The 19550-nt window shown below is 65.6% G+C and carries 17 protein-coding genes; 4 read left to right on the top strand and 13 right to left on the bottom strand.

Annotated elements, in window-relative coordinates; all coding sequences use genetic code 11:
* Nucleotides 1–12: 12 nt before the first annotated feature.
* Nucleotides 13–2844, top strand: coding sequence for an RNA polymerase-associated protein RapA (gene rapA, locus IM816_RS04165; protein WP_250339889.1), 2832 nt, complete (start codon nucleotides 13–15; stop codon nucleotides 2842–2844).
* A 33-nt stretch (nucleotides 2845–2877) separates the two neighbouring features.
* Here rapA and IM816_RS04160 read toward each other — a convergent pair whose 3' ends face one another.
* From IM816_RS04160 to IM816_RS04135, 6 genes are all read right to left on the bottom strand, one after another.
* On the bottom strand, nucleotides 2878–3534 hold the full coding sequence (locus IM816_RS04160) for a rhomboid family intramembrane serine protease (RefSeq protein ID WP_250339888.1): 657 nt from the start codon (nucleotides 3532–3534) through the stop codon (nucleotides 2878–2880).
* Nucleotides 3535–3544: 10 nt separating this feature from the next.
* On the bottom strand, nucleotides 3545–4075 hold the full coding sequence (gene gloA / locus IM816_RS04155) for a lactoylglutathione lyase (protein ID WP_072322820.1): 531 nt from the start codon (nucleotides 4073–4075) through the stop codon (nucleotides 3545–3547).
* Between the two features lie 51 nt (nucleotides 4076–4126).
* Nucleotides 4127–5710, bottom strand: a complete 1584-nt coding sequence (locus IM816_RS04150; protein ID WP_250339887.1) for a hypothetical protein — start codon at nucleotides 5708–5710, stop codon at nucleotides 4127–4129.
* The gene (locus IM816_RS04145) at nucleotides 5710–6153 is read right to left on the bottom strand and encodes a DUF3574 domain-containing protein (protein ID WP_345779960.1); all 444 of its coding nucleotides are present in this window, start codon (nucleotides 6151–6153) and stop codon (nucleotides 5710–5712) included. Before IM816_RS04145 ends, IM816_RS04150 begins: the two co-directional genes overlap by 1 nt.
* A gap of 517 nt (nucleotides 6154–6670) precedes the next feature.
* Nucleotides 6671–7768 (bottom strand): OmpA family protein, encoded by a 1098-nt coding sequence (locus IM816_RS04140; protein ID WP_072322817.1) that lies wholly within the window; start codon nucleotides 7766–7768, stop codon nucleotides 6671–6673.
* Between the two features lie 196 nt (nucleotides 7769–7964).
* Entirely contained in the window at nucleotides 7965–9416 is a 1452-nt protein-coding gene (locus tag IM816_RS04135) for a bifunctional 2-methylcitrate dehydratase/aconitate hydratase (RefSeq protein ID WP_250339886.1), read from the bottom strand.
* 293 nt (nucleotides 9417–9709) lie between these two features.
* Between IM816_RS04135 and IM816_RS04130 the strand changes: the two genes are divergently transcribed.
* Nucleotides 9710–10393, top strand: coding sequence for a TerC family protein (locus tag IM816_RS04130; protein ID WP_250339885.1), 684 nt, complete (start codon nucleotides 9710–9712; stop codon nucleotides 10391–10393).
* Nucleotides 10394–10500: 107 nt separating this feature from the next.
* On the opposite strand, the gene IM816_RS04125 is transcribed toward IM816_RS04130, so the two are convergent.
* The 6 genes from IM816_RS04125 to IM816_RS04100 form a co-directional block, all read right to left on the bottom strand.
* Complete coding sequence (locus IM816_RS04125; RefSeq protein WP_250339884.1) at nucleotides 10501–11358, bottom strand: outer membrane protein; 858 nt, start codon at nucleotides 11356–11358, stop codon at nucleotides 10501–10503.
* 153 nt (nucleotides 11359–11511) lie between these two features.
* Nucleotides 11512–12906, bottom strand: coding sequence for an acetate kinase (locus IM816_RS04120; protein ID WP_250339883.1), 1395 nt, complete (start codon nucleotides 12904–12906; stop codon nucleotides 11512–11514).
* A gap of 3 nt (nucleotides 12907–12909) precedes the next feature.
* Entirely contained in the window at nucleotides 12910–13485 is a 576-nt protein-coding gene (locus tag IM816_RS04115) for a hypothetical protein (RefSeq protein WP_250339882.1), read from the bottom strand.
* Entirely contained in the window at nucleotides 13482–14165 is a 684-nt protein-coding gene (locus IM816_RS04110) for a C39 family peptidase (protein WP_250339881.1), read from the bottom strand. The genes IM816_RS04115 and IM816_RS04110 overlap by 4 nt, the downstream gene beginning before the upstream one ends.
* On the bottom strand, nucleotides 14162–14527 hold the full coding sequence (locus tag IM816_RS04105; protein ID WP_250339880.1) for a hypothetical protein: 366 nt from the start codon (nucleotides 14525–14527) through the stop codon (nucleotides 14162–14164). The genes IM816_RS04110 and IM816_RS04105 overlap by 4 nt, the downstream gene beginning before the upstream one ends.
* 82 nt (nucleotides 14528–14609) lie before the next feature.
* The gene (locus tag IM816_RS04100) at nucleotides 14610–15536 is read right to left on the bottom strand and encodes a hypothetical protein (protein WP_250339879.1); all 927 of its coding nucleotides are present in this window, start codon (nucleotides 15534–15536) and stop codon (nucleotides 14610–14612) included.
* A gap of 338 nt (nucleotides 15537–15874) precedes the next feature.
* Between IM816_RS04100 and IM816_RS04095 the strand changes: the two genes are divergently transcribed.
* Nucleotides 15875–17893, top strand: coding sequence for an NADPH-dependent 2,4-dienoyl-CoA reductase (locus tag IM816_RS04095; protein WP_250339878.1), 2019 nt, complete (start codon nucleotides 15875–15877; stop codon nucleotides 17891–17893).
* Nucleotides 17894–17920: 27 nt separating this feature from the next.
* A complete protein-coding gene (locus IM816_RS18820; RefSeq protein ID WP_425602609.1) occupies nucleotides 17921–18304 on the top strand; it encodes a pentapeptide repeat-containing protein in 384 nt (127 codons plus the stop codon).
* 93 nt (nucleotides 18305–18397) lie between these two features.
* Here IM816_RS18820 and prpC read toward each other — a convergent pair whose 3' ends face one another.
* A complete protein-coding gene (prpC, locus tag IM816_RS04090) occupies nucleotides 18398–19546 on the bottom strand; it encodes a bifunctional 2-methylcitrate synthase/citrate synthase (RefSeq protein WP_250339877.1) in 1149 nt (382 codons plus the stop codon).
* Nucleotides 19547–19550 lie beyond the last annotated feature (4 nt).

The raw sequence follows: 19550 nt of genomic DNA, 5'->3' as shown, positions 1-19550 counted from the left end.
GCTCCCCAACGCATGTTCCAACCCGGTCAACGCTGGATCTCCACCGCTGAGCCCGAACTCGGTCTCGGCACCATTCTTCGCGTCGAAGGGCGCAGCGTGCAGGTACTGTTCGCCAAATCCGGCGTGCTGCGCCCCTACGCCGCCGACAGTGCCCCCCTGATCCGTGCCGAGTTCCGCGCCGGACAGCGCGTATCCGGCAAGGGCATCGCCTTTCTCGTGGAACGTATCGAGGAACGCGAGGGCCTGCTGGTCTATCGCGGCGAAGGCCGGGAGCTGGAAGAAGGCCAACTGGACGACGAACAGGCGCTGTCCCAGGCTGACGATCGCCTGATCGGCGGCCGTACCGATCCCAACGACCGCTTCGACCTGCGCTTCGAGGCCTTGCGTCGGCGTGCCGATGCCCGTCGCTCCGCGGCGTGGGGCCTGGAATCCGCCCGTATTGGTCTCGTGCCGCACCAGCTCCGCGTGGCCGGCATCGCCGCGGCGCGACGCCCGCCGCGTGTGCTGCTCGCCGACGAGGTGGGCCTGGGCAAGACGATCGAAGCCGGCATGATCCTCGCCCGCCAGCTCGCCACCGGCCGCGCCGGCCGCGTACTGGTGCTGCTGCCGGAAACCCTGGTCTACCAGTGGTTTGTGGAACTGCTGCGCCGCTTCAACCTGTCGTTCTCCATCTTCGACGAAGAGCGCTGCGAAGCCATCGAGCAGGAAAGCGATGGACGCAACCCGTTCGAAGACGAGCAACTGGTCATCGCCGACTTCGCCTTCCTCGAATCGTCGCCGCGCCGCGCGGCGCAACTGGTCGATGCCGGCTGGGACCTGGTGGTCGTCGACGAAGCACACCACCTCGAATGGACCCCGGAAGCGGCGAGCCCGCGCTATCGGTTGGTCGAGGAGCTGGCGTCGGCCACGCCCGGCGTCATCCTGCTCACCGCTACGCCGGAACAGCTCGGCCGTGCGGGGCATTTTGCGCGCCTGCGTCTGCTGGACCCCCAGCGCTACGCCAACCTCGACGCTTACCTCGCCGAAGCGGAAGGCTATGCGGCCTTGTCGGACGTGGCGAGCACGCTCGCCGACGGGGCGTCGCTTAATGACGCGCAGCGCGACCTGCTTCGCGAGCGTTTTCAGGGCGACCGCGAACTCGCTGGCCTGCTGTCCCGCGACGATGCCAGCGCCGAACTGCTTGCCGCGCTGATCGATCGCCACGGCACCGGACGCGCCATGTTCCGCAACCGCCGCGCCGGTATCGGCGGTTTCCCCCGGCGCACGCCTGATTTCATCGCCATCGATCCGAACACGCTCGATCCGGGCCGGCGCGATGCGCTGTTGGCGGAATTCCGTTCGGACATCCAACAGCCGCCCGCGCCGCTCGAATTCGACTACACCAACGACCCGCGTCTCACCGCGCTGATCGCCCTGCTCGATGCGCACCCTGCGGACAAGTTCCTGCTGATCTGCCGCAGCCAGGCGAAGGTCATGGCGATCGAAGACGCGCTGCGTACGAAGAGCGGTGTCGGCGTGGCGCGCTTCCACGAGGGGCTGGGCATCGTCCAACGCGATCGCAACGCCGCGTTCTTCGCCCAGCCCGACGGCGCGCGCTTGCTGCTGTGCTCGGAGATCGGCTCGGAAGGACGCAACTTCCAGTTCGCCCATCGCTTGGTGATGTGGGATCTCCCGCTCGACCCGGATCTACTGGAACAGCGTATCGGCCGTCTCGATCGCATTGGCCAGAAGCAGGACATCGTGATTCACGTGCCGGTCGTGGTGCAGAGCGCACAGCATGTGCTCGCCCGCTGGTACGACGAGGGTCTGGACGCGTTCCGCGCCAGCCCCGCGGATGGACGCGAACTGCTTCGCCGCTTCGGCAGCCTGCTGGCAAGCCTTGCCGACGAGCACGCACGCGAAGACGATGAGCGCGACCAGGAGCTGGATGCGCTCATCGCCGAGACGCGCGGTGCGCACGAGGAACTCTCTGCGCTGATCCACGCGGGCCGCGATCATCTGCTCGAACTGGCCGCGAGTCGCGACCCCCATGCGGGCGATCTCGCCGGCAGCTTTGCCGCAGAAGACGAAGACGCGTCGCGTGATGCCTTCATCCAGCGCCTGTTCGAAACCTATGGCGTGCATGCCGAGGAACTGGCGCGCGGCATCGTACTGCTCGATCCGCAATACCTCTCGACCGATGGCCTGCCTGGGTTCGCCGAGGGTCCGCTTTCGGTCACGTTCTCGCGCGATATCGCGCTGGCACGCGAAGATCTTCCCCTGCTTCGACTCGATCACCCGATGGTCGCGGCCGCGGTCGATCTGCTGGTGTCGGGCGAAGACGGCAATGCCGCCTTCCTCGTCGACGACGCCCTGCCCGTCCGTACCGCCCTGCTGCAGACCGTGTTCGTGCTGGAAGTGGTGGCCGATCGCACACTGGACGCGGGACGGTTCCTGCCCGCAACGCCACTCATGCTCACCGTGGACACCAAGCTGAGCGAGCGCGCGTCGTTCCGTCCGAGTGACGTCGCGCTCCGCCGTGCCGCGGACCGCAACATCGAAGTGCCGCGCTATCGCAAGTTCCTTTCCAAGCTCGTACCGCCGATGCTGGAACGTGCTCAGGATCTGGCGGAAGCACGTGCGGAAGGGCTGAAGGCCGAAGCGACGGAAACGGCACGGCGCGAACTCGACGCGGAATATGCTCGCCTCGTCGCGTTGCATGCGGTGAATCCGTCGATCAGCGACGACGAACTCGACGCCGTCGCCGCCGAACGGGATGCCCTGCTTGCGGCCATTCCCGATGCGCGTCTGCGCCTGGATGCGGTGCGCTTCGTGGTCAGCCCGGACTTCCTCGCGCTGCGTTGAGCGGAGGAACGTTCCAGCGCCGGTCGCCCGGCGCTAGGACCATCGGCGTGGCGGCGACCTGACGCCCCACGCCAGCAGCAGCGCCAGCCCCGCGACGAGACCGCCCAGGTGGGCGAAGTGCGCCACGCCGGAGAGCGTGCCAGTCACGCCGAAGATCAGTTCCGCCGCGCCGTAAAGCGTGACGAACAGCCATGCCGGGATGCCGATCGGAATCGGGATGAGCATCAGCTTCTCGCGAGGGAACAACATCGCGAACGCACCGAGCAAACCGAACACGGCACCCGACGCACCCACGGTCGGATACATGCGCTCGGGCTCGAACAGGTAGACCACCGCCAGTTGCGCCACGGCTGCCGCGACAAGGCAGACGAAGTAGTAGATGACGAAGCGCCGCGTGCCCATCACACGCTCGATCAAACCGCCGAACATGTACAACGCATACATGTTCAGCACGATGTGCATCACGCTGCCATGCATGAAACCGTAGGTAATGAGTTGCCATGGCCGAAAGCCGATGCCGGCGATGTCACCGCCACCGAGATCCACCGCCATGTCATGACCATAGGGCCACAACGCAAACCAGCGCGTGAGCGCCAACGTGTCCTGATCGCGCAGGAGGAACTGCAGCGCGAACACCAGCACGTTGGCGATGAGCAGGTTACGAGTGACCGGGGGCAGATTCGTCGGCATCGGCGTAAGGTCACCCAGCCAGCGGCGTGGGCTGGAGTATCTCGATCCAGTACTCGTCCGGATCGCGGATGAAGGCGATGTGGCGCATGCGACCGTCGCTGAGGCGCTTCTGGAAGGTGACGCCCAGGGCTTCGAAACGGGCGCATGCCTCCTGCACGTCGGGCACGCTCACGCAAAGGTGGCCGAAGCCGCGCGGCTCGCTATTGCCATTGTGGTACGCGAAGTCCGGATCGTTCTCGGTGCCATGGTTATGCGTGAGTTCGAGCACGCCCGGCTGGCGCAGCACCCACTCGCGACGTGCTTCGTCGTCATCGGGAATCTGCGTGCGGTCACCCAGAAGCACCAGATACACGATGGTGAAGGCGGCTTCGTCGAAGACATGCCGATACACCGGGGTGAACCCGAGCACGCGCGTGTAGAAATCCAGCGAGCGCTCCAGGTCGCGCACGCGGATCATCGTGTGGTTGAAAACGAAGCCATGGGTCACGGCATCCGGCGTGGCAGTCACGCCCGGCAGCGAGGTAAGGTCGGAAAGAGACATGGGAATTCCTTGGGGCTCAAGCCCCAAGGGTGGCTGCCCCGGGTGGGCAATTCAAGCCGTGCGGGAGCGAGACAGGGAAAGCAGCAACAGCACAACCGCCAGCGCCCCATAGGCGGCGACGAACGGCCACACCAGCGCCTGCGCTGCTGGCGCGAGCTGCCACGGCAGATACACCGAGCCGATCGGTTCTACGGAATGGATAAGACCGAAGGCCGTGAGCACGGCGCCGAGAGCGACGATACCTGCCGCTTTGCGCACGTGGCCGTCGATCATCGCCACCACGAAGCTGGCCCAGACCATCGAGGTGATGATGAAGCCGTTGCCGAGGATCACGATGACGGCCAGCGGTGCGATGCCGTGGCTGGTATCGGCATACAGGGCGGCGAAGTGGGCCGGATCGACGATCGACGGGTCACCCAGCTTGATCGCCAGCATACGCGCGATGGCAGGAAAGAAGCTGAAGACGACGGCGCCCGCATAACGCAGCGGTGTCGCCTCGAATGCCTGCGTGGTAATACCGATGGAAACGAAGACCAGGATAGGCGCCAGCACGGCCACCGGCAGCAATTCCACGAGGTTCGACAGATAGCCGAACACCCCGCCAAGGCCGATGATCAACCCCGTCGCCAGCGTATAACCGGTGCGCGCGCCCATGGCCTTGTAAGCGGGCTGACCGATGTACGGCGTGGTCTGCGCCACGCCGCCGCAGATACCCGCGACCAGCGTTGCCAGGGCTTCGACCAAAAGGATGTCGCGTGTGCGGTAGTCGTCGCCAGCGGCGCGAGCGCTTTCCGTGACGTTGATGCCGCCGACGACCATCAACAGGCCGAATGGGAGAATCAACGGCAGATACGGCACCGTCGCCGGCAAACCCTGCACGAAGCCGAGCGTGGGCCAGGGGAAACCGAGCCGCCATTGCCATGCCGCAGGCGCGTGGTATCCCGTACCAAGAAGGCCTAGAGGGCCAAGTCCGTAGTACAACGCGACGCCCACCAGAAACGCACCCAGCACGCCGGGCATGCCGAACGGCAAGCGACGCTTTGCGACCAGACCGTACAGCACGACGCCGAGCCCGGCGAAGCCGACAACCGGCACGCGCATGATTTCGACCAAGGGCAGAAATCCCATGAGCACGAGCGCGATGCCAGCGATGGAACCCAGCAAGCCCGCCCGCGGCACGGAGCGCTGTACCCAGGCGCCGAAGAATGAGAGCACGAATTTCAGCAGGCCCATCACCACCAGCGATGCCATGCCGAGCCGCCAGGTGGCTTCGCCGGCCGCGAGGTCGTCAAGCCCTGCTTGGCGATAACCGACGAACGCCGGCCCGAGCACCAGCAGCGCCATGCCGATACTCGTTGGCGCATCGATACCGAGCGGCATGGCGGTGACGTCTTCTCGCCCCGTGCGCGCCGCAAGACGGCGGGCCATCCACGTGTACGCCAGATTGCCGAGCAGCACGCCGAGCGCGGTGCCGGGAAACATGCGCCGGAAAACGATATCCGCCGGCATGCCGAAGATGCCCACAAGGGCGGTGGCCATGAAGGCCAGCAGAGATAGGTTGTCCACAACCAGGCCAAGCAGCCCGTTGAGGTCGCCACCGCCGAAACGTCGACGCGGAGCAGTGTCGGCGGCCATCAGAACGACACCTCGGCCGGCTGGCTCACCCGCAGCACGGACTGATCGCCCGTCTTCGCCTTCCAAGCCGCGCGGATGGCGTCTATCGCCTGTCGCTGGGCGGGCGTGTCCGGATGCAACAGCACGACGAGCTTCGATCGAAGCCGCTCAGGCACGGGTTGCCCACTACCCTGCCATTGACCATAGGCGTCGAGGACCGTCAGCCCGGCGGGAAAGCGCGGCGTGACTTCCTGATCGAGAAACGCACGCCAGCCGGCCTCATCGACCCCGCCCTTTCCGTCTACCCCGCTAAGCCCGAAATACAGCTCGGTGCGCAGCCAACCTGACGCCGCCGCAGGATGCGCGGTGTCCCCCGTAAGTACCGGTGCGGGCGTCGCCTGCTGCGTGACGCATCCGGCACAGACAAGCGAGACCATCAGTAAAAGGACTGACGCAGCTCTCATGATTTCCCCTGTGGACGTCCGTACGGCTATGCGTCCGAAGGGTAACAGCGCGGCGGCCCTGGTCGGCAAAAAAGGTTCATCGCGCATGACAGGGGAAGGTTTTTTCTCGCTGTTGCTGTTGTCGCTGGATGCCTCGGCCTTCGCAGGCACGACGGTAACGGGCTCGCAGCGCCGCGGCTCTCCCGGCACGCAACCCCAGTCATCGCGGGAGTCTTCGGTGTCTCCCCTCGAGGCGAGTTCCGCACAAGAGAGCGGCCGAAGGCCACTAGGTACATGGGCCGCGCCAGCGGCCTTCCTTTTCGAACGCGGAGGACCTGTCTGAAGCAGCGAGGGGGGACACCGAAGGCTCGGGCCTCACCGCACGAGCTAGCGGTAGCTCCAGCCGCTGGACATTGGCAGTCGCGCTGCGGCGAACGAACCGATGTATCCACGCAGCGCCCCGAAAGCCTGGGAGGAACCAAAAAAAAGAGCCCGGCTTTCGCCGGGCTCCTTTGTGTTGCTACCGATCTTGCTTGGATTACTGCTGAACCTGCAGTTCCGTGCGACGGTTACGAGCGCGGCCTTCGGCCGTGTCGTTCGTGTCGATCGGGTTGTTCTCGCCGTGACCGATCGGGCCTTCCAGGCGGTCAGCCGAGATGCCGTGCGAGGTCAGGTAGTCGTACACGATCTTGGCGCGACGCTCGGACAGGCCCTGGTTGTAAGCGTCCTTACCGACGCTATCCGTGTAACCGGCAACCGTAACCTTGACCTGCGGGTAACGCTGCAGGGTGTCGACAGCCTGGTCGAGAACGCCCAGCGACTCGCTGGTCGGCTCCTGCAGGGTCGGACCGATGTTCGTCTCGCCCTTCTTCGGACGGTCGAACTTGAAGTTGACGCCGCGCAGGTCGATGACGACCTTCTGCGGGCAACCATCCGGGCCGACGATCGTGCCAGCCGGGGTGGCCGGGCACTTGTCGTCGCAATCGTTCACGCCGTCGCCGTCGCTGTCGAGCGTCGAGCAGTCCGGAGCAGCCGGGGCCGGAGCAGCGGCCGGAGCCGGAGCAGCCGGCGGCTCGCCGAAGCGCGAGACGATCGAGAAGCCAAGGAACCAGTCGCCGTAGCCGTTCTCACGGTCGTTGGTCTTGTCGTCCCAGTCGTAGCGGTAGCCGGCTTCAACGCGGAAGTCCGAGCTGTCGGTGATGGTCTTGGACACGCCGACGCCGAGCTCGGCGGCCGGGGACCAGCCGTTGTCCGACGGGTTGTGGTGGTACGAGCCCATCACACCGGCGAGCAGGTACGGACGCCAGCTGTCCCACGCACCAGCGTAGAAGCGGGCGGCAACGCCGTAGCTGTTGTTCGACCAGTGGCCAACGCCATCGTTATCGCGCTTGGTGCGATCGGCAAAGATGTCGATCGACGCGTTGTTGGAGATGAACTTACCGAAGCCGAGGCCGTAATAGACCTGGCGGCTGTTGGTGTTGCGGTCGGTGTCGTTGTAGTAACCGCCAACCGTCGGGGCGATGTACCAGCGGCCGTCATAGCCGTTACCCGCGGTGTCAGCGGATTCCTGCGCGTGAACGGCACCCACGCCGCCCAGGGCCAAGCCGATCAGCAAAAACAAGCCCTTACGTTTCATCGGTGTCTCCTCATTATTGGTATTCGCGACCGCGCTCCACCCCAGACGGAAATCGCGCGTAGAACTCTTATCGAATCCGGGGACTTCAGCCGTCCCTCGCTTTGATACCCCTTCAACGGGCGGCGGCAGTTTAGCAAAAATCAAACATTTGAGCACATGCTAAATACCGCCGTTCATACTTGAGTCACGGCCATTATCAAGCCGTGAAGAGCGTCATGAACTCGTGAACGGGCATGGCGTCCAGTTTTTCGGGCGAAGCGGTGATCGCCAGGACCTTTTCCACGTGGTCGGCGGGCATCTCCGCACGCAGCGCAGCCTCGAATTTCTTGAGCAGCACGGGGATGCCTTCCGCCCGGCGCTTGCGGTGCCCGATCGGGAAATCGATCGAGACCTTTTCGGTCGATGTGCCGTCTTTGAAGAAAACCTGCACCGAATTGCCGATGTAGCGCTTTTCGGGGTCGAAGTAATCCTTGGTGAATTGCTTGTTCTCGACCACGGTCATTTTCTCGCGCAATGCGTCGATGCGCGGATCGGCAGCCACGGAGTCGTTGTAATCGTCAGCCGTCAGACGCCCGAAAATCAGCGGCACGGCGACCATGTACTGGATGCAGTGGTCGCGGTCGGCGTAGTTCGCCAGCGGGCCGGTCTTGTCGATGATGCGGACGCCGGCCTCCTGGGTCTCGATGACGACCTTGTCGATCTGGTCGATGCGCGAGCCGACCTGGGCGTGCAGTTGCATGGCGCATTCCACTGCCGTCTGGGCGTGGAATTCGGCCGGGAAGCTGATCTTGAACAACACGTTCTCCATCACGTAGCTGCCGAACGGGCGCTCGAATTCGAAGGCGTTGCCCTTGAAGGCGACGTCGTAATAGCCCCAGGTCTTCGCCGACAGGGCCGACGGGTAACCCACCACGTCGCGGTACACGGCGTTGATGGCGTGGGTGACGGCACGACGGCAGGCGTCGCCGGCCGCCCAGCTCTTGCGCGGACCAGTGTTCGGAGCGTGGCGGTACGTGCGCAGGGCGCCGTTGTCGATCCAGCTATGCGAGACCGCGGTCGTGATCTGGTCCTTGCCGCCACCCAGCATCGCCGTGGTCACAGCCGTGGACGCCAGGCGAACGAGAATCACGTGGTCCTGGCCGACCCGGTTGAAGCTGTTCTTGAGGGCGTAGCAGCCCTGGATCTCGTGGGCCTTGATGGCGTAGCCAAGCACGTCGCGCACGGTGAGCGGCGCACCGCCCTCCTTCGCCGCCTTGCGCGAGAGGTAGTCGGCCACCGAAAGAATGGCGCCCAGGTTGTCCGACGGGTGACCCCACTCCGCAGCGAGCCAGGTGTCGTTGAAGTCGAGGTAGCGGATCTGGGTACCGATGGCGAACGCGGCCTGGACGGGGTCCAGCTCGTGCGAGGTAAACGGCACGCGGACGCCGCCCGACAGCACGGCGCCCGGCACCACAGGCCCCAGATGCTTCACGCAGTCCGGAAACTTCATGGCCAGGGCCGAACAGGCCAGCGAGTCCAGCAGCATGTAGCGCGCGGTGTCGTAGGCCTCCTGCGAGTCGATCTTGTAGTCGGCCACGTAGTTGGCGATGTCCACCAGCGGCTGGTCCGGGTCGGGACGCGTGGCGGAACGGATGTCGTGTGCGCTCATGGACTTCACTCGCGAGGGGGTTGGGAAAGCCGACGATTTTAACCGGGCGCCCCCCTCTGGTGTCTTGCCGCGGCGCAGCTCAACGGGGACAATGCGGGCTCTACCACCCGAAGGGGAGTAGTTCCGCGGGGCCGTTCCTTGGCCCCGTGCGCCACGATCGTCAGTACGGATGCCCCACGCATCCCGGTCGTCGCGGTGGCTTTGCGCCGGGAACGAGACTTTTGCGGTGACGACGGGCGCGCGTACCCGTCGCCGCCGCATTGGTCCACACAGCGCGCGAAGGGTCTCACCGCATGGATTTCCTCACTCCCGAGTTCTTTTCCGGCCTCGCCGCCATCGTTCTCCTCGACCTGGTCCTGGCGGGCGACAACGCCATCGTCATCGCGCTCGCCGCGCGCAACCTGCCGAAGAATCTCCAGAAGAAGGCCGTGTTCTGGGGAACGTTCGGTGCGATCGCGCTACGTGTCGTGCTCACCTTCGCCGTGATCTGGCTCCTTAAGCTGCCGGGCCTGATGCTCGCGGGCGGCCTGCTGTTGCTGCCCATCGCCTGGAAGCTGCTGAAGCACGAGGAGCACGATCCCAACATCGCACCCGCGTCGAACTTCTGGGTGGCCATCCGCACGATCATCGTGGCGGACGCGCTGATGGGCCTGGACAACGTGCTGGCCATTGCCGGCGCGGCGAAGGGCCACATGGGCCTGGTGATACTCGGCCTGGCGATAAGCGTGCCGCTGGTGGTCTGGGGCTCGACCTTGATCCTGAAGCTCATCGAGCGCTTCCCGGTCGTCGTCTACATCGGTGCGGGCGCGATCGCCTGGACCGCCGCGCGCATGATCGCTCACGATCACCTGGTGGCGCCGTGGTTCGAAGCGCGTCCGTGGGCGCCGTGGACGCTGGACGTGCTGCTGGTGGCAGGCATCTGCGGCGGCGGCTGGCTGTGGGCGCGTCGAGCGCGCCGTCGGGCGGCAGGCGCTTGATGGCGATGTCCCCGCTCGGCTCAGCCCTCGCGCCTGGCGTCTGAGCCAGCCAAAGAAAAAGGGCCGCCTCGCGGCGGCCCTCCTGGACTTCCCCGGAACAGCGGGAATCAGAAACGAAAACGCACGTAGGCCGCGGGACCGTGGAGCTTCATGTCGAGGTTGAGGTCGTAGCGGCTCTTGTCCTGATTGAGCTTGATGCGGGTGTAGGCGTATTCGGCGCCAAAGCCCACGTTCTGCCACGGGAACCACTCGACGCCGACAGCAGCGTCCCAGATGTGGCCGTTGAGCGAGCCGCCATTCTTCTTCACGCCCGAGGCGTTGACGTACATGCGCCACTGGTCGTTGAACGCATGGCGCCAGCCCAACTGCAGGTTCGGCGCCCAGGCGTTGGTGTTGGTCGACGCGCCGTCGGAGACGGTCTGCCCTGCTGCCGAGGCCGTGCCGTAGATGCTGGCTTCGACCTTGTAGTAAGCGGCACCCAGGCCGACGCCGAACACATCGTTGCCCGTACCGAACCACCACTTGTACGCCGCGCTGCCGAAGGTGAACTTCAGATCACCCTTGACGTAGGCGTCGGCCTGAATCGGGTTGCCGAGGAAGTTGATCTGCTCGGACAGCGACTTCGAATGCGAGCGATCGACCTGGTAGTAATCGAAGGTGAAGCCCTGGTGCTCGCCGATCAGGAAGTCGAGGCGCACGCGCGGCACCGTCTTGTGCTTCTTGAAGTCGAGATCGTCTTCGAGATTGACGTCGCCGCTGGTGTTGAGGACACCGGTCTTCGCGCCGATCGTCGTGTCGTTGTTGGTGTAGTAACCACCCACCCACAGGCTGATGTTATCCAGTGCGGGCGACTGGGATTTCTTGTTGCTGCTGTCCTGCGCATGCGCAGTGGCACCAAAGACGGCAAGAGAAGCAATGGCCAAGCCCGTGGCGACCTTGGCGTGACGATGTGGACGAGTGCGCATTGATAAAACTCCCTGCAAAGTATTTGTGTTGTACCCCCGAGCGAAATCTTAACGAGCCCTTACGTGTTTGTTACGTGCACGGGAACCCGCGCGCGTTTCAAACGAAAGCGCCCGCATACGGTGAAGCGTTCGTGAAATAGCGCGCAGAGCGCGTCAGAGCGTGATGGGTAGCCGCACGGTGACCGTCGTATCGGGCGTATCGCGCGTGATGCCGACGCCTAGCGTGACGTTCAACGTTTCCTTGTCGTTGAAGCGATACGAACCACCGATCAGCAGCGATCCCAGTGTGGATCGCGCCGATGCAGCCAACGGATGGCCGTTCTGCGTCGTGCGTGCCACGAAGGCCTGGTCGTAACCGATGCTGATCGACGCCTTCTCGTTGAGCGACAAGCCCATGCCGATGCTGATGTCGGCAATATCGCCGGCCTTGATGTCGCCGAGGAACTGCTTGCCCGCAGCAAGCACGTTGCGACTGACGTTCTTGCGTTCAAAGTTGTGCAGATAGCTGAGGTTGCCAAAGAACACGACGGGGTCGGACGGATACAACCAGGTCACACCGAGTTGTGCGGAATAGAAGCCGGAGCCGGTCGGATTGCGCAACGGCAGGCCCGTGCCGGTGAGGTTCTCGACGCAACGCGTCACGCAGTCGCTGGTGACTTCGAAGGGATCGCGACCCGTGCGCGACTTGGCGCGAAACCACCCGATGTAATACGGCTTGTCCGCACCGCCGTCGTTGATCTGGTAGCGCAAGGTCGCTTCGATATCGCCGAGGCCCTTGCCGCTCGTCGTGAACAACCGATCCTGCGCGGTGCCCGTGAAGATTTCGCGGCTGATCGTGTCGGTATGCGTATCCACGTACGGAATACGCACCTCCACTTCCATGCGATTGGTCAATCCATAACGGAACGCCACCGCGCCCGTCTGCGTGGTGGTCTTCACCTGGCGGACGTCCACCAGGCCGATGAGGATCGCGGGGATGACTGTGTAGCCCACAAGGGCAACGCGGTCGCTGGAGGAATAGCCGTACTGGTACGACGGTTCGACGATGAGGCGGCCGCGCGGTGTGAGGACGCCGGGCTGGTCGAAGATGGGTGCGACTTCCGGCGGACGCTCGTCCTGTTCGGGCCGACGCCCCACGGGCTGGGTAGCGACCACGGGTGCAGCCGCCCCAGGCGATGGCGCGCCCGGTGGCGGCGCCGATGGCGTTTCCTGCGCCGGGTCCGCCTGCGCACGTGGATCGGCGAGTGCCGCCGAGCCACCGCGCGCCTGCTCCAGCGCGCCGATCCCGACCGCCTGGCGTAGGTCGTTGTATTGCCGTTCCTGCACGGCGAGCTCGCGCTTCATCTGTTCGAGCTGGGCCAACTGCTCGGCCATGCGGCTGCGCATCTCGTCGATACGACGGCCCTGCGCATCGATCTTCTCGCGCAGTACCGGATCGGTGGCCGCCGCCGACTGCGCTAAACATGTGCCGGACCATAAGGGAAGCGCGACCAGCGCCAATGCGCCAGCACATGTTCTTGCCTGGATCACCCTGCCATTGCGAACCATGCGTTAGTTCCCCCTGAACTGGATCACCGCGTCATGCACCGACTCGGCGACACGCATGCTTTCCAGCATGTGCGCCGTGTTGACCGAGGTGTCGATGGTGGTAGTGGCCGAGATGGCCTGATTGTCGAGCGAGTTCTGCACGATGAGCCCCGGCGACGTCGACGCGGGCAGCGTGGCGGTGAACGTGGGTGCCTGCGCCGCGACCGCTGGCGCAGTGTTCGGCGCGTTGGTCGGCAGCGGCGCGCTACCCGGAGTGACCGGAACGGCACCGGCCACGAGGCCTGCTCCGTTGGTGACGACGGTGGTGCGCAATGCGTCCTGCAAGGCGGTCGCCTGTTCGCGTGTGATGTTGGCGATGTCGGGCACGTTGATCGTGGTGCGCATCGTTTCCATGCCATTGATCAGCACGGTGCGCTGCAGGGCGAACGAAGCGCGCAGGTTGTCGCCAAAGTCGAAGCCGCCGCGTATGCGGTCCAGCCGCGCATCGGCGATCGCGCGCTCGGCGGGGAAGTCCGCCGCCGTCGCCGCAGCGCATAGCCCTCCGCTCAGGGCGGCGATCATGAGGATTAGGGTTTTCATATATCCCCCGGTCCGCGCTTGGGCATGACGATCGGCGCAAGTCCGTTCCGCTCGATGCCTTCCCCGATGGGCGCCGCGGGAGCCACGGCCCAATCGCGAGGACTGTTGAAGATGGCGCGATCGCGCCGGTTGTGAATGACGAACACGACGTGATTGGTCCACATGTCGTCGAAGCGTCGCTTCGACATGGAACGCGTTCCACGGGCGGGATCGCCCACCAGCACGCGGCCGTTCTTGTACCCCTTCACCACCACGAAGTGGTGATAGCCCCGCTCGTTGATCAGCACGATGGCGGGAATGCCTTCGTCGTCGAGTCGTTCCAGCGGTACCTCGAAGCCGTCGGCGTCGAAGCCCTGCGCGGCGAGGAAGCGCTTGATGTCGAGCAGCGAGAAACCTTCCTTGCCGATCTTCGCCTGGTCGCCGTGCGAGAACATGACGTCGAAGGCAGACTGCTCGTCCACCGGATAACCGTACTGGTAGGTGAGCAGCGTCGCCACGGCCGCGGAGCCGCAACTGAAGTCATATTTCTGCCGGATGGTATTGCGGAAGCGGGCTTCCTTCAGGCTGGTCATCCGCACCGGATAGGACGTACCCGGACTCGTCTGCACCTCCGCCTTCATCGCCGAAGCGGCAGGCATTGCCAGCAGCAAGGCGAGAGCGAGGGCGCAGGCGACCTTCACGGGTTCATCCGCACGGTGACGATGGTCGAGTTCTGGATCAGTACGTTGTTGCCGGAGTTCTGGATCACCGTGGGCAGTCCGGCGGCGTTGCCGAATGCCGTGCCCGAGACGACGTTGCCGCCGCTGACGGTGTCGCTGGCTTCGGTGTTGCTCATGGTGCCGTTGAGCGTCTGCTGGTTGATGTTGTTGGTGGTGTTGGTGCCACCGGTCATGCCTTCCAGCCGCTCACTGCTCGTGGCCTGGCCGAAGGACGGCGGAGGTGGTTCGTTTCCGGCTGGCGTGGCACAGGCCACGCCGACGCTGCCGACGATGGCGAGCAGCGCGACCGCCACCTGCATTCGATGTGCGCGAATCTGCCGCATGGGGTTCTCCTCAAGGTGTCCAGCACTGCGTCGGGACGACCACGGAGCGCTCGCGCTCCGTGGTCTCCTTGCCGTGACTGCCTTACGGAGCCGAACCCACGCTCAGGTTGGCCTGGACGTTCACGCCCTGCTGGATCAACGACGCCGCGCCACTGTTCTGCGCGAAGTTGGAGATACCGGCCGCCGCGGCGCCCGCGCTGCCCATGTTGTTGGCCATGCTGAAAGAGCCCGCGTCGGCATACGCCGTTCCGCCCGCGCCACCGGCACCGCCATCCGCGCCCGAGCCCGAACCGCCCGTGCCGGACGCGCCCGCACCGCCCGCGCCACCGGCGCCGCCGGCCGCCATGGCTTCACCGCCCGCGCCGCCCGTTCCGGTACCACCGGTGGCCGTGCTGGTGCCGTCGCCCGAGGTGCCCGCGCCGCCCGTGCTGGCACTGGCGCCGCCGGTGCTCGCCGTCGAGCCGCCCGTCGGGGCGCCGCCGCCTGCGCCGCGCGAGCGAGCGTTGCCGCCGTCGCCGCTGGCATCCCCGCCGTTGCCGGAAGCGCGACCGCCCATGGCGGCGGTCATCGCGCCCGCGTCGCCGCTGGACGACGATCCGTCGCCACCGACCGCGCCACGCGCCCGTGCGTTACCGCCATCGCCGCCGCTTCCACCATCGCCGCCGTATCCGGTGGCGCCGTAGCCATCGCCGCCCGATCCTCCGCGTCCGCCGTTGGCATTGCCGAGGTTGCGTGCGACGTTGCCGATGCCGCTTACGCCCACGTTGCTGACGCTTCCGTTGAGCGTCGTGTACGAGACGGCATTGGTCGTGTTGAACGATCCCGAGGTCGTGTTGGTGTTGGTGTGGGTCGAGCTGTCGGTATAGGTCGAGCTGTCGGAGTACTGGATGGCCATCGAACGGCGCTGGGCGCTCGGGCCCGAACCACCGGTCTGGGTGTCGTCAGCCATGGCCGGAAGGGCCAATCCGATACCGAGGCAGATCGCCGTGGCGATAAGAGTCTTGCGCATGGGAGATTCTCCTGTGAATGCGACGCGGAACCCCTGTTTTTTCTTGATGACCGGCGCGTCCTGCCAAACCCACCGGGTTCTAACCTGAGAGCAATTTGCGTGCCTTGCCCGAGACTTGCGGCGAGCCGCGAAATACTGCGGGTTTACGCGACCGATGCGAGATGGGCCGCTTCTGCGCTGTAACGGCGCCGATACACGCCGTAACGCGGGTGCGGCGCTTCGCGTCGGTCGCAAGGTGGAAGGCGTGAGATCCGGCAGGGTCAGGGCATGGCGGTGCCCCTTGCCGTGCGCGCCGCTTGCGACGATCATTCGAACGGTCGTTTGAACCGGAGGCCTCCGTGCCCTACCCGCACCTGCTCGCCCCGCTCGACCTGGGCTTCACCACCCTGCGCAATCGCGTGCTGATGGGCTCGATGCACGTCGGCCTCGAAGACAAGGCCGCCGACTTCGACAAGCTCGCCGCCTTCTACGCCGAGCGCGCGCGTGGCGGTGTCGGCCTGATCGTCACCGGCGGCGTGGCGCCCAATATCCGCGGCTGGCTGAAACCGATGTCCGGCCGGATGTCGATGCCCTGGCACGTACCCCGCCACCGCAAGGTCACCCGCGCGGTGCACGCCGAGGGCGGCAAGATCTGCATGCAGATCCTGCATGCCGGCCGCTATGGCTATCACCCGCTGTCGGTCGCACCCTCGGCGGTGAAGTCGCCGATCACGCCCTTCACGCCGCGGGCGCTGTCCGCGCGCGGCGTGGAACGCACCATCGATGCCTTCGTCGACAGCGCCAGGCGCGCACGCGATGCCGGCTACGACGGCGTCGAGGTCATGGGTTCGGAAGGCTATCTGATCAACCAGTTCCTCACGGCCCGCACCAACCGCCGCACCGACCGCTGGGGCGGATCGGCGGAGAACCGCATGCGCTTTCCCATCGAGATCGTGCGGCGCATGCGCGAGGCCGTCGGCAAGGACTTCATCATCATCTACCGGCTCTCGATGCTCGACCTCGTGGACGAAGCGCAGTCGTGGACCGACATCGTCACGCTCGGCAAGGCCATCGAGGCCGCCGGGGCGACGATCATCAATACCGGCATCGGCTGGCACGAAGCCCGTGTGCCCACCATCGTCACCAGCGTGCCGCGCGCGGCGTTCACCTGGGTCACGCGGCGGATGAAGGGCGAGGTGTCGATCCCGCTCGTCACCACCAATCGCATCAACATGCCCGACGTCGCCGAACGCGTGCTGGCCCAGGGCGATGCGGACATGGTCTCGATGGCGCGTCCGCTTCTGGCCGATCCGGAGTGGGTGAACAAGGCACGCGCAGCGACGCCGGAGGCGATCAACACCTGCATCGCCTGCAACCAGGCGTGTCTCGATCATGTGTTCATGAACCGGCGTGCGTCGTGCCTCGTGAATCCTCGTGCCTGCCACGAAACCGAGCTGACGATCGCGCCGGCAGCGACATCACGGCGCGTTGCCGTGGTCGGCGCCGGTCCGGCGGGGCTGGCCGCAGCGACGACGCTCGCCGAGCGCGGCCACGCGGTCACCCTCTTCGATCGCGCCTCCCGTATCGGTGGGCAGTTCAACATGGCCAAGCGCATTCCGGGCAAGGAAGAATTCCACGAGACGCTGCGCTACTTCGATCACCGCCTCGATGCCACGGGCGTCGAGCGTCGGCTCGGTACCGAAGTCTCGGCGGACACGCTCGCGGAAGGCGGCTTCGATACCGTCATTCTTGCCACGGGCGTGCTGCCGCGCCCGCTCGCGATCCCGGGCGCCGATCATCCGAAGGTGCTCAGCTATCTCGACGTACTGCAAGGCGACGCGCCGGTCGGCGAAAAGGTCGCCATCATCGGCGCGGGCGGCATCGGCTTCGACGTCGCCGAGTTCCTCACCGAAGCGGTGCCCTCGCCCACCACCGATGTTGCGCGCTGGACGCGCGAGTGGGGCGTGGACATGGCGATGACGAAACCCGGTGGACTGATGCCGGCCCATCCCGAGAAGCCGACGCGCCAGGTCTGGCTGTTGCAACGGACCGAGGGGCGACCGGGAGCGCGGTTGAACAAGACGTCCGGCTGGGTGCATCGCGCCACGCTGAAGAACAAGCGCGTACAGATGGTCGGTGGCGTGACCTATGAGCGCATCGACGACGACGGGCTGCACGTGGTCGTCGAGGGCAAGCCGCAAGTGCTCCCGGTGGACAACGTGATCGTCTGCGCAGGTCAGGAGCCCAATCGCGCCCTGCACGACACCCTGCAGGCGCGTGGCATGGATGTGCGCCTCATCGGCGGCGCCGACGTAGCCGCAGAACTGGACGCAAAGCGCGCGATCGATCAGGCAACGCGCCTGGCCGCGACCCTCTGACCGCCGTCCCTAGTGGCAGCCCGCTCGATGGGAACCCGCTTGGTGGGAACCCGCTTGGTGGCAGCCCGCTTGGTGGGGACCCGCTTGGTGGGGACCCGCTTGGTGGGAGCCCGCTTGGTGGGAGCCCGCTTGGTGGGAGCCCGCTTGGTGGGAGCCCGCTTGGTGGGAGCCCGCTTGGTGGGAGCCCGCTTGGTGGGAGCCAGCTTGGTGGGAGCCCGCTTGGTGGGAGCCCGCTTGGTGGGAGCCAGCTTGGTGGGAGCCCGCTTGGTGGGAGCCCGCTTGGTGGGAGCCCGCTTGGTGGGAGCCAGCTTGGTGGGAGCCAGCCTGCTGGCGATGGGTGCTCGCGGCAAGCACCCATCGCCAGCAGGCTGGCTCCCACCCGATTCATCAGCGCGGCGGCGACAAGGCTAAGGATCGGCACTGTGGGAGCACTGTGGGAGCCGCTATAGCAGCCCCACAGGCGTGGTTCCCCTCACCGCTATAGCAGCCCCCTAATCGGACAGATCAGCGCTTCTCGATCGGCGTGTACGTCTGGTCTTCCGGGCCGGTGTAGTTCGCGCTGGGACGGATGATCTTGCCGTCCTGACGCTGCTCGATCACATGTGCGCTCCAACCGGACGTGCGCGCAATGACAAACAGCGGCGTGAACATCGCCGTCGGCACGCCCATCATGTGATACGCCGACGCCGAGTACCAATCGAGGTTCGGGAACATCTTCTTCAGTTCCCACATCAGCTTCTCAATGCGCTCCGACACTTCGAACAGCCGCGGATTGCCGCCGTCGGTGCAGAGCTTGCGCGAGATCTCCTTGATGATCTCGTTGCGCGGATCGGACACCGTGTAGACCGGATGACCGAAGCCAATGATGATTTCCTTGCGCTCGACACGCGCACGGATGTCGGCTTCCGCTTCGGCGGCATCGCGATAACGCGCAATGATTTCCATCGCCACTTCGTTCGCGCCGCCATGCTTCGGGCCGCGCAGCGCACCGATGGCACCGGTGATGGCCGAGTACATGTCCGAGCCGGTACCCGCAATGACGCGCGCGGCGAACGTGCTGGCGTTGAACTCGTGCTCGGCGTAGAGCACCAGCGAGCGATCCAGCGCGTGCGAATGCAGCTCGCTCGGCTTGCGGCCGTGAAGCACGTGCAGGAAGTGCGCGGCGATGGAATCGTCGTCGGTCTCGGTCTCGACGCGCTTGCCGTTGTGGCTGAAGTGATACCAGTAAAGCAGCATGGAGCCGAAGCTCGCCATCAGCCGGTCGGCGATGTCGCGCGCGCCGGTCACGTTGTGATCGTCCTTCTCGGGCAGCACCGTGCCGAGCACGGAGGCACCGGTACGCATCACGTCCATCGGATGGGTCGCCGCGGGCAGCAGCTCCAGCGCGCTCTTCACCGGTGCCGGCAGGCCACGCAGGCGCTTCAGCTTGGCGCGATAGGCGTTCAGCTCCATCCAGTTCGGCAGCACGCCGTGCACGAGCAGGTAGGCCACTTCCTCGAACGAGCCCTTGGCGGCGAGGTCGTGGATGTCGTAGCCGCGGTAATGCAGATCGTTGCCGCTGCGGCCGACCGTGCACAGCGCGGTATTGCCCGCGGCCACGCCGGACAGCGCGACGGACTTCTTGGCCTTGGGCTGGGTGGTGGTATCGCTCATCGGT

The sequence above is a fragment of the Luteibacter flocculans genome, from assembly GCF_023612255.1.
Lineage (GTDB): Bacteria > Pseudomonadota > Gammaproteobacteria > Xanthomonadales > Rhodanobacteraceae > Luteibacter > Luteibacter flocculans.
The sequence above is the reverse complement of the archived record's forward strand: the minus strand, read 5'-3'. Positions and strand labels throughout refer to the sequence as shown.